This is a genomic window from Savagea serpentis (assembly GCF_015351395.1).
In the GTDB taxonomy this organism is placed as follows: domain Bacteria; phylum Bacillota; class Bacilli; order Bacillales_A; family Planococcaceae; genus Savagea; species Savagea serpentis.
Genome location: NZ_JADKPV010000004.1, coordinates 24,650 through 39,428 on the forward strand (window position 1 = coordinate 24,650; position 14,779 = coordinate 39,428).

Sequence of the window (14,779 nt, forward strand, 5' to 3'; positions counted from 1 at the left end):
AAAACGACAAGTGCCTGAAGTAATGTTCTACTTCTCACTTGTCGTTCTCCTTATTCGACGAAATATTTCACATAGTTTTTCCATCCGAATGTTTTCCACGCTTGGCGTTCTGGCCACATCATTTTGAGTGGCAAGGCGACGCGTGTTAAGTCGAGAGCTTCTCGCAAGACGACATCTCCTTCAGCTAAGCTCATCGTAATCGCTTCGTCTTCTAAGATGAAGTCGATCGTGATCGCTTGTTTTGTCGGAATGCCTTCTTCATTCAAGACGTACACGATGCCTTCATTTTTCGTTTCGCGTTCGATGTAGTCGAGTGGTACGACAACGCTATCTACCGCTTCTTGCCCGATAAGTGCGATGTCGTAACGTTTGCCGTAGAGCTGTTGTTCGACTGTCCCGAGCGGGTCTACCCGCACTTCGTATAAGTTTTGCATCTGCTTGTCATCAAATGCTTTCTCAAACAGTTCGAGTGTCGATGATGCTTGTGCTGGAATGGTGTCGAGACGGTCTAACGTTCCTTCACCACGTTCTTCAAATTCGTCATACGTAATGAGTACGTCATTACCGAGCATTAAATCTTCCCATTCTTCTTCCGTCACATATGTCACTAAGTCTGCCGTTTCGCTATAAATGTCGATCGTCGGACGGTCGCTATGACGGTCGACACGTGCGACGACACCTGATATTGGACTAATGATTGCTGGACGGACGTAACTTTGGTCGATTTGGTAATCCAACATATTTAACTGGCGGTCAATGCTCGCAAGTTCGCGCTCTGCTTCTGCGATGGCTTGCGCGTATGAACCACGTTGATCCATTTTGACATTAAACTCTAAATTCAATTCTTCTTCCAATTGAGATAACGAAGAATTTAACGACTCTTCACTATCTGCATCTGAACGCTCGCTCTCTAACATGGCGACCGTATCTTCAATGCGTTCACGTTGTGTTTGAAGCGCGCTCTGTTCCGCAACCCAAGCGTCTACTTGCCCATCGATTCGTTCTGTTTCCAGCAAGACGAGTTCATCGCCCGCTTGTATCGTATCGCCTTCTTGGATGAGCCACTGTTCGATTGCTTCTTCATCGTTCACGTAGAGCGTGACAATTTCACGCGGTGCGAGATAGCTCGGTTTTTCGATTTCTTGACGGATGTCTTCTTCTTGTGCGATGAATGACTGTTTGACAATTTTCGTCTTCGCTACTGGACTTTCTTCCGAAAAGACTAAGTAACTATTCACTGCGATAAAGAGCGAAATGACGAGTGAAAAGAGGAGAATGAACCACTTTTTCATCGAACGCCACCTCCCATAAGTGAACGATATAAGTCATCGAAAGGTGTCAAACTAATCCCTGCGATAATTAATGTGATAAATAAATGCAGTCCGACGACGAGAACGAACGCGCGTTTTCCATTCGGCTCGAGCGTCTTAATGAAGCGATATTGCAATGAAATAATCACAATGGTAAAGATCGACCATTGATTGAGAAAATAGACGAGAAATTCATTATCGATCCAACGATGTGCCAACGGACCAAACGAAAAAACGGATAATGAAGCAATTTCATCACGCATTACGAAAAATAAGGTCAATAGTGCTTTTTCAAATAAATATAAACTTGCTACAATGAGTTGTAATGGTAAAAAAGCGCGATATGGTATTTCGGTAAAAGCCGCAAAAATAAAAGCCATTCCGAAAATGATGAGCGCAACGTATAAACCGCTATACAGCATACTTCCTAAAAGTGACATCAGCCGTGCGACTTGATACATCGCTTCTCCTTCTTGCGCCAAAATATGCATCACCGTATGCGAACCGAAGCCGTATACGTTACGGAATCCAAACAGTAAGAAAGAAACAGCAAAGACGAGAAATAATGCACGTTTCGTCGGACGCAGCTCCCCTTGCATCGTATGCGCTGCAAGCTGTTCAGGATGCGTCATATAGTGAAAGTGACGATAATCATAAACCATAAACGGAATCTCCTTCTTCCTTCATAATCTCTTTCATCATACCCTTTTTTGTCTCATTTAAAAACCATTACACTAAAAAAACGTTCAAATTTGAATTTTGAACGTTTTTCCATTCTCCTAAGCCTTCACATAAGGAAGTTCTTCTCTGTCCGAAAAACTTCCTTACGATTCAACTTGAAATTTAATCTCTCATCCCTATTTATACTCTTTACGTGTCACAAGCGGGAATGTCATCGTTTGAGCTTCTACCTTCCCTTGAAATTCCAGAGCGAAAAAGCGAATTAAATATCGAAATTGTTTCGTTTCATAAGCATTATGTTCCGTCTCAGTTGCGTAGAAAAAGACAATTTCACCATTTAAACAATTGATTTGAATTAAATGCTTATACGAACGATACAATTGTGGATAAATTATATTGAATTGTCCAACTGACAAATCATACTTCTCTAAATTCTTCATTTTCACTCCTTTGAAAAATTTGCGAACGTGTATAAGATCATCTGGCAAGCTAGGCATAGACAATACAATTTTCTCCAATAGTCCTTTCACCCCATTTGAATTTTTATGATAATTTACTATATTTTCCTATCGTTCATTTGCGAAACTAACGATTTGTTAACAGTTTGTTAGTTCCGTCAAATTTTTATTGATTCTTTTCTAAATTAATGAAAGGAAGGGTGTGAGATTAGGATGCGTTTTTTTGGAGCACAGTTTAAAGAATATCGAGAAAGTTATTTAAACATTACCCAAACTGAAGCTGCTGCTGCTTTGAACATGAAAAAAGAATCCCTCTCTCAATACGAAACAGGCAGCCGAAAATTTCCTCCGGACGACTATCAAAAAGTCCGAATGACCTTTCAAATTCCGGATGATTATTTCATCGCCATGGTGACCGGCACACCTTTAAAATCGGTCCGATCGAATGAACAAACATTACCGGAAGTGACGAAAGATTTACGCGTGGCATATCAACATCAATTTATCGAACAATTTGAAGATGTCATTCTCGACAATGATGAAATGCGAGAGCTAATCGCACTTGTTGCTATGCTTGATAAAAAATATCAACGACAATTGTTAAATACGTTTAAAGGATTCACCAATTTATATCAAACTGAAATTGCACGAAATCATAAGTTACAAAAAGAACTCGATAAAGCGAAACAAAATCCGAAAGCTTAAAGAAAAAGTGGCATGCGTGTCCACTTTCCTTCTTTAAGCTTTTTTACATGCAAGACGCCTAGTTTTCAGAACGACGAAAAACATGTATAATTGGTAAAATATACGTTTAGCGATTCGACTAGACCTTGAAGTCCGTCGATTTGCGAAAGGAGTCTTTTTGATTATGTTTTCTAAAGTAACAATCCCGCCATTTTTTGCTGAACGTGCGGAAGCTGCCATGGAAAGTGCTCTACTTTATTTAGATCCCTTCGTCTCTTTTGATATCGCTCAAAAGGCTTTGCGCGAGGTCCGTTTTGGAGATGTAGAATATATGTATTGCGATGAACGATTTTTCACCGTGACGTGGCGTATTCAAGATGACCACGTTACATTGCGCTTAGATGATGAAGTATTGCGCAACTATGATACGGAAGGAGTCGACTCCTCTTTATTATTGCCGATTTTTTTAACGTATCAATTGTTCTTTTCCTTGCAAGAGCGTCTTTCACTGTGGCGTACGACTGACTCGATGAAAGCGCCTGACCGTTCTCCAGAGTCGTGGTTGGCACACTTTACACAATTGACGCAACAATTAACTAAAAAGGACTACCGCTCCATTCGCGAATTAGAGAGACAACAAGCACTTGTGCGAGAACAATTCGTTCCCTTCCAACCATATGAATGGGAATGGCGACCGATTTTTACACTGTATCAATCTTTACTCATGGCGGAAGCCTTATTTCCGAAAATCGCGCAAACGTTAAATGAACAGCCAGCATTATTACAATATGAAAGCTGGATTGCCGAGCGTTTAGTGGAAGACATTTTAGATGAGGTGGAACGCGCAAAGGGACAGATGGTCGTATCCCATACACTCTTTGGAGTAGAACCTTTTTTATTAAAACTCCCGGAACTCGTCGAACGCGCGACGATGCAAATGACGGAGCTTTTTAAACCGCGCTTTCATTTATATCAAATGTTATGGAAGTCTTCGTTATTATCAACGACACAATACGAAGCCGAAAAAGAACGACTCGCACGCAGTACGCATCCGGATACGCCTTTTTTCCAAGCGTTCTTCCTCATCGAAGAAGGGGAAGATATCCCGCCTAGCTTTTCGATTGGCGAATGGACGGAAGAGCAATTGTTAACAGCTTTGCATTTTGCTGAGTATGCGGATGTGGAAGACCGTAGTGATATCGTGCGCCTCATTGCCGATATTATGGAACAGGAATTGGAAACTTTATTACACCGCGACTTAGATCCGCTCATTTTAACGAAACGGCTACATATGATTGACCACCTCTTTTACTTCACATCTGAACATCAAGAAGTACGAGAGAAAATGTTCCGCAAGTATCCGTTAGAAAGTCGCGAATTGTATAGTAATTTATTAATTGAAGATGAACGCTTCGATGAGTGGTTAGCGTTTAATCAAACGTTCGAAACCTCTCCTCATATTATCGAAAATCAATTAGACTTTGTCATCCAAAAGAGTCCGAAGCATGCCGTGCTTGCGATGCATCCGTTCGTCTTACGCGAAATCGATCAAAAAACACGTCCGCATTATAAACGGGCGGTCCGCTTTTTGAAAAAGATGCGCACATGTGCGAACCGCGCAGGTATGCATAGTTGGTGGAATACGTATATTGACGAGTTGCGTAATTCGTTCCGCCGTTTGCGCGCTTTGCAAGAAGAGATGGAGAAAGGGAAGATTTATTTATGAAACGAATCATCACGTTACACATTGAACAAAAGTCGAATCATTGGGCGCTCACTTCAAAGGATGACCGACCATTAAGCGCTTTTGAATTAGCCCAATGCATCGCCTTTCACGACTTCCCTTCGTCTCTTGGCTTGCAGTTAAACATGTCGGGAGATACCCTTTTACTGACGACTGAACAGCTGTTGCGCTTACTCGATGAGTCGCGTCTTCACTTCATCGCTTTTCAAGGAGACGATGCGGCGTCAGAAGCTTACTTAACTGCGATTCGTCACGCAATCACGTGGTTGCAACAGAAAGATTGGCAAGCATTGTCTCTCGATGAGCAAGAGCGTTTTACATTCGAACATGAAGACCCGCTCGTCGCAAAACTGTTAACGACGTACATTAATGAACGTTTCCGCGCGGTACCAACTGAACAATTGTCACGCGTTATGCAATTTATGGACGAACATGCGGTGCTTGAACAGGCGAACACTTTGCCGATTCACCTCGCGCTTCGCTTAACAGAACCTGAAGAAGAACAGACCGATTGGCTCGCTGAAGTGATCATTATTACAGAAAAGAATGCGCACTGGACACCTGCTCGTTCGAAAGTAAATGCACCGATTGAACAAGCGTTGTTAAAAAAGTGGAAGCCATATGCCGAAGAATTGGCGAACTTACAAAGTCAGCTCCTTTCTCTCTGTCCGACTTTTTCGGTCGATGAGGCCGAGCACTTTTTCTACGCTTCTTTAAACGAACGCCAAGTGCAACAATTGTTGAAGGAAGATTTAACGCTTTTGCGCGCCTTTCATTTCGAAGTCATTTTACCTTCTTGGTTGAAGCAGTTAACGGAGACGAAAATAACTGCTCGTGCTGAAGCGATGACTTCATATAAAAAGACAGCTTCTTTCGATGATATTGTAGAGTTCGACTGGCAATTCGCAATCGGCGATCAACAGATCGACCGGGCGACTTTTGAACAATTGCTTGAAGAACAGCGCCAATTCATTCGGATTGCGGATGAGTGGTTTCACATTGACGACGTAGCACTTCAAAAGTTGAAAGCTTTAATCGAAGAGGCTGAAGCGAAAGAGTGGACGGTGCGTGAGTTGCTTCTCGAGCGACAAGCCGATGACGAAGACAATTCAAAAGCATTATTCCAAGATGATGGGGACTCTCCCGTTCTCGCCTTCACGTTAAATAAACAGTTGCGTCAATTCGCCAAAACATTCCGTGAGAAAAAAGAGATTCCTGTCGTTGCTCTTCCGAATACGCTTCAGGCGACCCTTCGCCCGTATCAGCGTGAAGGGTTCGACTGGCTCGTCTTTATGCGTCAATATGAATTCGGCGCTTGTTTGGCAGACGATATGGGTCTTGGAAAAACGATTCAACTCATTACGTACTTACTTCATGTCAAAGAACAAAATCCCGCACAGCCACCTGCTCTCATCATTTGCCCAACAAGCGTGCTCGGCAACTGGCAAAAAGAACTCGAGCGATTCGCGCCATCATTGAAAGTCCACGTACATTATGGGCAATCACGGGTCGGAGAACATTTCGGAGAGTGGATGAACGATACGGATGCGGACGTCATTTTGACGACGTATGGGACAGCGACACAAGATAGCGAAGCGCTCCAACATGTCGTCTTCTCAACGATTGCACTCGATGAAGCGCAAAATATTAAAAATATGCAGACGAAACAATCGCGCGCAATCCGTTCGCTTCAAGGACATCATTATATCGCTTTGACAGGAACGCCGATCGAAAACCGATTAAGTGAATTGTGGGCGATTTTTGATTTTATGTTCCAAGGTTATTTTGGCAGCTTCACGACTTTTACGAAAGAATATATCATTCCGATTGAACGAGATGACGATGAAGCGACGAAACGAGAATTAAAACTTAAAATCGAACCATTTTTATTACGACGTACCAAAAATGACCCTCACTTAAAGCTCGACCTCCCAGAAAAAGTCGAGCAAAATGAATATGTACCTTTAACCGAAGAACAAGCCGCACTTTACGAAGGCTATATTCAATCCGCACGGGAGAAAATGCATGACGCTTCGCCTTTTGAACGAAAAGGGATCGTACTCGCGATGTTGAATCGCTTAAAACAATTATGCAATCACCCTGCACTTTATTTGAAAGAACCGATTGTCGATGCGCCGCGCTTAATGGAGCGTTCCTACAAACTCGACGAAATTGTTAAACGAAGCGCCCAAATCGCATCAGATGGTGAACAATGTTTAATCTTCACGCAGTATTTAGGGATGGGTGAACTCATTCAATATTGTCTTGCAGAACAATACGGATTAGACGTACCCTTTTTAACAGGTAGCATGCGCAAAGATGAGCGAGATCGCCTCGTAGAAGCGTTTCAAAATCGTGAGTTTCCGATTTTCATTTTATCGCTTCGCGCAGGTGGCACAGGTTTAAACTTAACGGCTGCCAATTACGTCTTACACGCAGACCGTTGGTGGAATCCTGCTGTTGAAAATCAAGCGACAGACCGTGCGTATCGCATCGGGCAGACGAAATTCGTCCACGTCTCGAAATTCGTCACACTCGGGACAATCGAAGAAAAAATCGATAAAATGTTAGCGGAAAAGATGGCACTTTCCGACGAACTCGTTCAATCGAGCCGTTGGATTACCGAACTTTCCGATGATGAATTAGATCAGCTATTTTCACTTTAAACGAGTAAAAGACGACTAGCCCCTCAACTAGTCGTCTTTTTTGGCGTTTGCGCCTTCTTCCTTTTTGTGTCCTCTCATTTTAAAATAGCAATTGTGTGTTCGGTTCTACATATTGTGGTGATGTATTCAATTCCTCATATTGTTCAGCCTGTGTAGACGTTGATTTTTTCGCTAAGAAATGGATGCGTTCGATGACAACTTCTGTCACATAACGCCTCGTTCCATCCTCTTGTTCATACGAGCGTGTTTGGATTCGGCCGACGATGGCGACGAGTTGTCCTTGTTCACAGTAAGTCGTCACGACTTCTGCCTGCCTTCCCCAGGCGACGCAATAAATGAAGTCCGCTTCCGGCCCTGAAGTCGTTTTGAAAGCTTTCGGAACAGCTAAAGTAAATGTTGCGCGCTGTTTACCGCTGTCCGTCACTTTCGTCTCAGGATTTCTTACAAAACGTCCTACTAAATTTACTTGATTCACTCTGTCCCTCCTTTCACTTCCACTATAAAAAATTTCCTCGCTTCTCGCAAAAAGCGTTTTTACTTTTTGACTAAATTTCTGGCACCAATTTAACATTTTCTTCATCATTTTTTATAAAAATCGATTCATTTTCCGATTTTGCCCCGATTTCGAGGACTAATGTTTCGTTTTAATGAAAAACATTAAAAAACACCTTTCTCCTACTTTCGGAAAAAGGTGCTACCTATTATTGCTGGTCTTCTGGATAACGCTTGCCGTCTGCCGCTTTCGTCAAGCGATTCATCACCGCAGATCCGACGCCAGATACATTCGTTTCTACAGCGAGTATGACGTCCGCATCGGTAAGATCACATTGACGTAAAGCGCGATATAAATTCGCGGCCATGGTACGATGATCATTCAATTGACCGATAGAAAAATACCAATCCGCGGTTTTTTCAAACAGTTCATCTGGGCCGATAATGGCAATTTTTTGATTCTTCTCATGAATTTGTCGCACCGCTTCTTTCAATTCAATGACCGTCGGATCGACGACGAATAATGGTGCTTCTGGTGCGTAATGCATATATTTCATACCAGGTGCACGCGGTGCTGCATGTGCTTTCACCGTAATATCTTCCTGAACCGGACCGATAATTTTTTGAATGCTCTCCCGCGGTACACCTCCAGGACGTAAAATCGTCGGGGGCGTCGTCGTCATATCTAAAATCGTCGACTCAACGCCAACTGCTGTCGAGCCTCCGTCTAAAATGACAGGGACGCGACCGTTCAAATCTTGCGCTACGTGCGCTGCTTCCGTCGGGCTCGGCTTTCCGCTCCGGTTCGCACTCGGGGCTGCAATCGGCGCATCGACACGGCGCAGTAATTCTAATGCGACAGGGTGATCAGGCATGCGCAAACCGACCGTTTCTAAACCTGCCGTTACATTGCGCGCGACCTTTCCATGTTGTTGATGAAAAATTAATGTGAGTGGTCCAGGCCAAAAAGCATCCATTAAAGCATAAGCATCCGCCGAAACATTTTGTGCCAGTTGTTCCACTTGTGAAGTGCTTCCGATATGAACAATGAGCGGATTGTCCGAGGGACGTCCTTTCGCTTCGAAAATCGCTTGAACCGATTGTTCTTCTGTTGCGAGTGCCCCTAGTCCGTAAACCGTTTCAGTAGGAAAGGCGACGATGCCTCCTTCACGTAAAACAGCCGTCGCTCGTTCGTAGCCTTCGTTTGTCGTTTCATCTTCTCGTATCGTATAAACCACTGTTTCCACATTTCTTCCCCTTTCTATTTCGAATCCTTAATCTAAAAGTGCATACACGATGCGATCTTTCCCGTGCATATCGCGTTCTGTTCCAACGACCGCTTTCGGAAATTTAGCTCGCAGCATTTGTTCGACTCGTTCTTTTTGTGCAAAACCAATTTCAAAAGCGACACAACGAGGATTTCCTTCGATCGCATGAATCCACTGTTCGTACAAAGCATACCCTTCATCTTCCGCAAAGAGCGCAAGATGTGGCTCATAGCGTAACGTGCTTTCGGACATGAGTGATTTTTCATTTTCACTAATGTAAGGCGGATTCGATACGATAATGTCGAACGGTTGCTCTACGGATGTCAAGCCATCACTTTGGACGAATTGAATGTCTGCTTCAAGTGCATTTGCATTACGCTGCGCGACTTGTAGAGCCTCTGTCGAAATGTCTGTCGCAGTCACTTCGAATTTAGGGTTTTCTAATTTTAAAGTGAGAGCAATTGCACCGCTCCCCGTTCCGATATCGAGTACGCGCAACTGTTCTTTACCGAAGCGTTGTAAAATAAAATAAACGAGCTCTTCTGTTTCGGGTCTCGGAATTAAAACATGCTCGTTCACATAAAAAGTATACCCATAAAAATAAGCGCGTTCGAACGCATATTGTAGCGGATACCCTTCTTTCACTCGTTCGAGCACTCGCTGCAATACCGTCAATTCTCGCTCCGTCAGTTCAATCGTTCCCCCGTGTATGAGTTCCGCGTAGGAACATTGAAACAATTCTTCCACTATGTAACGCGCAACGGAAGCATCGAATTGGCGTTCGAGCTCCTGCCGCACTTGTTGTTGCGTTTTACGCATGTGAATTTAAACTTTCTAAATTCGCTGTCTGTTCTTCAATCATGAGCGCATCTAACAATTCATCGAGCTTCCCTTCGATAATTTGGTCGAGCTTTTGAATCGTTAAATTAATGCGATGATCTGTTACACGATTTTGCGGGTAATTGTACGTGCGAATGCGTTCTGAACGATCTCCCGTACCGACCGCACTTTTACGTTGTTCTGCGTATTCCGCTTGCGCTTCTTGTTGCGCTGCGTCGTAGACACGTGCTTTCAATACTTTCATCGCTTTTTCACGGTTTTTAATTTGTGACTTTTCATCTTGCATCGATACGACGATTCCTGTCGGTAAGTGCGTAATACGAACCGCTGAGTCCGTCGTGTTAACGTGCTGTCCACCTGCTCCACTTGAACGGTACGTGTCGATTTTCAAATCTTCGTTGCGAATTTCGATGTCGACATCTTCCGCTTCTGGTAAACAAGCGACCGTTGCTGTCGACGTATGGACGCGTCCGCCTGATTCCGTCTCTGGAATACGTTGTACACGGTGTGCGCCGTTTTCGTATTTGAAACGAGAATACGCGCCTTGTCCTGTGATCATAAAGATGATCTCTTTATAACCACCGAGTTCTGTCGGTGACGCCTCGATCGTCTCGACACGCCAATTATGTGCTTCTGCATAACGGCTATACATGCGGTGTAAGTCCGCTGCGAAAAGTGCCGCTTCATCTCCACCTGCCGCACCGCGAATTTCCATAATGACGTTTTTGTCATCGTTCGGGTCTTTCGGAATGAGTAATACTGTCAGACGCTCTTCCATTTCTTGAATGGCCGTCTCTAATTCATCGATTTCCATTTTGACGAGTTCGCGCATTTCATCATCGAGTGATTCTTCTAACATCGGCTTCGTCGTTTCGTACTGTTCTTTCGCTTTTTTATATTCACGGTAGACGTTTACCGTCTCTTGTAAATCAGAATGTTCTTTCGAATATTCACGTAATTTATCGATGTCACTCACAACATCTGGATCGCTCAATAATTCGTTTAAGTCGTTATATCGATCTTCTACTGCTTGTAATTTATCAAACATATTTACACCTCTACTATTTTATCTATCTTCTTTTATTGTACGGGAAAAAGGTCCTCGTTTACAATGTTTATCTCCAATTGAAAAAATCACAAAAATGAGAAAGCGGATGTCTTTCTTTTTTGTGATTTTCCCCCTATTGTTCTCGTTTTGGGACGAAATGATGCGCACGGCAACGCGGTTCATACGCTTCTTGAGCTCCGACTAAAATGACGGGATCATCGTAGTAAGCTGGCTTACCATCGATGAGTCGCTGCGTGCGACTTGAAGGAGAGCCACAGACCGTACAGACTGCTTGTAATTTCGTGACATGCTCGGCAATGGCCATCAATTTAGGCATCGGGCCGAACGGTTCTCCTCTAAAGTCTTGATCGAGCCCTGCTAAGATGACGCGAAACCCGCGTTCTGCGAGTGTTGATGCAACTTCTGGTAAAGCCGAATCAAAAAATTGGGCTTCATCGATTGCAATGACATCGTAAGAAGCATCGACCTTATCTAATATCGTGCGTGATTGTTCGATCGGCATCGCAAGCGCCTCAGTCCCATCATGACTCACAATCGCTTCTTCACTATATCGATTATCGATCACCGGTTTAAATACGGCAATTTTTTGTTTTGCAAATTGTGCTCTTCGGACACGGCGAATGAGTTCTTCTGACTTCCCCGAAAACATACTTCCACAAATAACCTCTATCCAACCGCCTTGCATCGCTACGTACATCGTGCACATCCTCCTTTTAATCTATGTAAACAAATTGAAATACCCGCCATGTGCGGCAGCACGTGACGGGTATAAATCCACACTGTTTGTATTATTTTTCTTCTTTGAGGCCATATTTTTTGTTGAAGCGGTCGACACGTCCGTCCGCTGCAGCAAATTTCTGACGTCCAGTGTAGAATGGGTGACATTCCGAACAAATCTCAACGCGAATGTCTTCTTTGACTGAACCAGTTTCGAATGTGTTACCACATGAACAAGTTACTTTCGCTGTTTTGTATTCTGGATGAATTCCTGCTTTCATCGGTCTCTCTCCTCTCGCCCTGAACCATCTGGAACAGAGTGTAAAATGTATTTGCGTAGATTTTGCCACGCAACAAAAGACTGATGCCTTACACGACCCGTATATGTCAGTCGCATATGCAAGATGGTAGTAAAACCATACTCGAAAATTATAGCAAGGTTTTTTACTTTTGACAAGTCCTTTGTTTTCAAATTGTTACCAGTTAGATGAGACCCTTTCCGTTACGCTGCGCTTTCATTTTTTCATTTAAATTCTCAAAAAATTCATCATTCGTTTTCGTCTGACGTAAAGCGCGTAAAAAGCGTTCGGTAAAGTCTGGTGTGTTGGAAAATGTTTTGCGAATCGCCCATAGTTTATCGAGTTGATCTTTTTCGATTAGTAATTCTTCTTTTCTCGTTCCTGAGCGACGAATATCAAGCGCTGGGAAAATACGACGTTCCGCGAGTTGACGATCGAGATGCAATTCCATATTGCCTGTTCCTTTAAATTCTTCATAGATCACTTCATCCATGCGTGAACCCGTATCGACGAGTGCTGTCGCTAAAATTGTTAAGCTTCCGCCTTCTTCTAAGTTACGCGCCGCTCCGAAGAAACGTTTCGGGCGGTGGAAGGCTGCTGGGTCAATCCCTCCGGATAATGTACGGCCACTCGGTGGAATGACTAAGTTATACGCGCGCGCAAGTCGAGTGATCGAGTCCATTAAAATGACGACGTCCCGTTTATGTTCGACGAGGCGCATCGCACGTTCTAAAACGAGCTCTGTCACTTTAACATGGTTTTCTGGCACTTCATCGAATGTTGAACTCACGACATCGGCATTGACCGAACGCTCGATATCCGTCACTTCTTCTGGACGCTCATCGATGAGTAAAACAATGAGTTCTGCTTCTGGATGATTCGTCGTAATCGCATTCGCAATTTCTTTAATGAGCATCGTCTTTCCAGCTTTTGGAGGCGCAACGATTAAACCACGCTGTCCAAATCCAACAGGTGAGACGAGATCCATAATGCGTGTTGATAAGCGAGTCGGTGTCGTTTCGAGTTTAATTTGACGATCGGGATAAAGAGGAGTGAGTGCTGGGAAGTGTACGCGTTCGCGTGCGGTTTCAGGGTTTTGACCATTGACGGCTTCGACTTGAAGCAAGCCGTAGTAGCGTTCGTTCTCTTTCGGTGGTCTTACTTTTCCAGATACTTTATCACCGTTGCGCAATTCAAAGCGTCGAATTTGAGAAGCTGAAATGTAAATGTCTTCAGAGCTAGAGGAGTAGTTGATCGGACGTAAAAAACCGTACCCTTCCGATTGAATAATTTCGAGAACCCCTTCCATGAAGAAATAGCCTTCTTGTTCTGCTCGTGATTTTAATATGGAGAAAATGAGCTCTTTTTTCGTCAGTTTTGCATAGTAAGACACTTTATACTTTTTTGCGAGTTCATACAGTTCTTTTAATGTCATCGCTTCAAGTGCGGCGATTGTTAATTGAGCCATTGATTGATCACACCTTTTCTATGTTATTTATGTATCGTTCTAAAATAGGGAAAGACAAAGTCAGCTAAGGACTTTGTCTTCTCATATGTGTCATTATTACAATTAGTTATCTTCTACAACGAGAAGTGGTTTTTTCTTCATGCTGTGGCGTCCTTCAACGAAACGAATCGTTCCTGATTTAGAACGCATGACGAGTGAGTGTGTTGAACTGAATCCACCTTTAAATTGAACACCGCGTAAAAGTTCGCCGTCTGTAACACCTGTCGCTGCGAAAATCGCATCGTCGCCTTTTACGAAGTCGTCCATCGTTAAAATTTTGTCGATGTCGAGTCCCATACGCTCACAACGTTCTTCTTCTGCTTTCGAAGATGGAGCGAGTTTACCAATGATTTCACCGCCGAGTGTTTTCATACCGACCGCTGCGAGCACGCCTTCTGGTGCGCCACCGTAACCGAATAAAATATCGATTCCTGTGTTGTCGAATGCTGTATTGATCGCCGCTGCTACGTCGCCGTCTTGAATTAACTTAATGCGTGCTCCTGTTGCGCGAATCTCTTCAATGATCGCTTCGTGACGTGGACGGTTTAAAATTGTCGCTACGACGTCTTCAATATTTTTGTTTTTCGCTTTTGCTACGGCATGTAAGTTTTCTGTAATCGATGCGTTAATGTCGATTTTGCCGACTGCTTCGGGTCCGACTGCGATTTTGTTCATGTACATATCCGGTGCGTGAAGCAAGTTTCCACGGTCTGCGATTGCGATGACTGCGAGTGCGTTCCAGCCTCCACGCGCAACGATATTCGTTCCTTCGAGTGGGTCAACGGCAATATCGACTGCCGGTCCTGGTGATTGTCCTAATTCTTCCCCGATATAAAGCATCGGTGCTTCGTCCATTTCACCTTCACCAATAACGACGACTCCTTCCATCGGAATCGTATCAAATACGTGGCGCATTGCCGTAGTTGCTGCATCATCTGCTTCGTTCTTCAGTCCTCGTCCCATCCAGCGCGCTGCTGCTACCGCTGCTGCTTCTGTGACGCGTACAAGTTCCATTGATAAACTTCTTTCCATTGAATGTTTGCC

Annotated in this window: 14 protein-coding genes; 3 read left to right on the forward strand and 11 right to left on the reverse strand. The window is 43.8% G+C overall.

Translation table 11 applies throughout. The features are described from left to right. Positions 1-50: 50 nt before the first annotated feature. From IRY55_RS08585 to IRY55_RS08595, 3 genes are all read right to left on the reverse strand, one after another. On the reverse strand, positions 51-1,292 hold the full coding sequence (locus tag IRY55_RS08585) for an efflux RND transporter periplasmic adaptor subunit (RefSeq protein ID WP_194562901.1): 1,242 nt from the start codon (positions 1,290-1,292) through the stop codon (positions 51-53). Beyond that, positions 1,289-1,972, reverse strand: coding sequence for a hypothetical protein (locus IRY55_RS08590; RefSeq protein ID WP_194562902.1), 684 nt, complete (start codon positions 1,970-1,972; stop codon positions 1,289-1,291). Before IRY55_RS08590 ends, IRY55_RS08585 begins: the two co-directional genes overlap by 4 nt. A 195-nt stretch (positions 1,973-2,167) precedes the next feature. After that, positions 2,168-2,431, reverse strand: a complete 264-nt coding sequence (locus tag IRY55_RS08595) for a hypothetical protein (protein WP_194562903.1) — start codon at positions 2,429-2,431, stop codon at positions 2,168-2,170. A gap of 231 nt (positions 2,432-2,662) precedes the next feature. On the opposite strand from IRY55_RS08595, the gene IRY55_RS08600 reads away from it, so the two are divergent. From IRY55_RS08600 to IRY55_RS08610, 3 genes are all read left to right on the forward strand, one after another. Further along, a complete protein-coding gene (locus tag IRY55_RS08600) occupies positions 2,663-3,154 on the forward strand; it encodes a helix-turn-helix domain-containing protein (RefSeq protein WP_194562904.1) in 492 nt (163 codons plus the stop codon). Positions 3,155-3,317: 163 nt separating this feature from the next. Further along, the gene (locus IRY55_RS08605) at positions 3,318-4,859 is read left to right on the forward strand and encodes a hypothetical protein (protein WP_194562905.1); all 1,542 of its coding nucleotides are present in this window, start codon (positions 3,318-3,320) and stop codon (positions 4,857-4,859) included. After that, complete coding sequence (locus IRY55_RS08610; protein WP_194562906.1) at positions 4,856-7,543, forward strand: DEAD/DEAH box helicase; 2,688 nt, start codon at positions 4,856-4,858, stop codon at positions 7,541-7,543. Before IRY55_RS08605 ends, IRY55_RS08610 begins: the two co-directional genes overlap by 4 nt. 79 nt (positions 7,544-7,622) lie before the next feature. Here the strand turns inward: IRY55_RS08610 and IRY55_RS08615 are convergent, their stop codons facing one another. The 8 genes from IRY55_RS08615 to glpX all read right to left on the reverse strand — a co-directional run bounded on the left by IRY55_RS08615 (position 7,623) and on the right by glpX (position 14,767). Beyond that, complete coding sequence (locus tag IRY55_RS08615; RefSeq protein ID WP_194562907.1) at positions 7,623-8,018, reverse strand: single-stranded DNA-binding protein; 396 nt, start codon at positions 8,016-8,018, stop codon at positions 7,623-7,625. A 226-nt stretch (positions 8,019-8,244) separates the two neighbouring features. Then, positions 8,245-9,282 (reverse strand): L-threonylcarbamoyladenylate synthase, encoded by a 1,038-nt coding sequence (locus IRY55_RS08620; RefSeq protein WP_194562908.1) that lies wholly within the window; start codon positions 9,280-9,282, stop codon positions 8,245-8,247. Positions 9,283-9,309: 27 nt separating this feature from the next. Next, positions 9,310-10,122 (reverse strand): peptide chain release factor N(5)-glutamine methyltransferase, encoded by an 813-nt coding sequence (gene prmC, locus IRY55_RS08625; RefSeq protein WP_194562909.1) that lies wholly within the window; start codon positions 10,120-10,122, stop codon positions 9,310-9,312. Then, entirely contained in the window at positions 10,115-11,191 is a 1,077-nt protein-coding gene (gene prfA / locus IRY55_RS08630; RefSeq protein WP_194562910.1) for a peptide chain release factor 1, read from the reverse strand. The genes prmC and prfA overlap by 8 nt, the downstream gene beginning before the upstream one ends. Positions 11,192-11,324: 133 nt before the next feature. Further along, positions 11,325-11,909 carry a thymidine kinase gene (locus IRY55_RS08635; protein ID WP_194562911.1) on the reverse strand — a complete coding sequence of 195 codons (585 nt, stop codon included), beginning with the start codon at positions 11,907-11,909 and terminating at the stop codon, positions 11,325-11,327. 91 nt (positions 11,910-12,000) lie between these two features. Then, positions 12,001-12,210, reverse strand: a complete 210-nt coding sequence (gene rpmE / locus IRY55_RS08640; protein WP_194562912.1) for a 50S ribosomal protein L31 — start codon at positions 12,208-12,210, stop codon at positions 12,001-12,003. Between the two features lie 202 nt (positions 12,211-12,412). Next, positions 12,413-13,696 (reverse strand): transcription termination factor Rho, encoded by a 1,284-nt coding sequence (gene rho, locus IRY55_RS08645; protein WP_194562913.1) that lies wholly within the window; start codon positions 13,694-13,696, stop codon positions 12,413-12,415. Positions 13,697-13,798: 102 nt separating this feature from the next. Then, positions 13,799-14,767: a class II fructose-bisphosphatase gene (gene glpX / locus IRY55_RS08650; RefSeq protein ID WP_194562914.1), complete on the reverse strand. Its 969-nt coding sequence runs from the start codon at positions 14,765-14,767 to the stop codon at positions 13,799-13,801. Positions 14,768-14,779 lie beyond the last annotated feature (12 nt).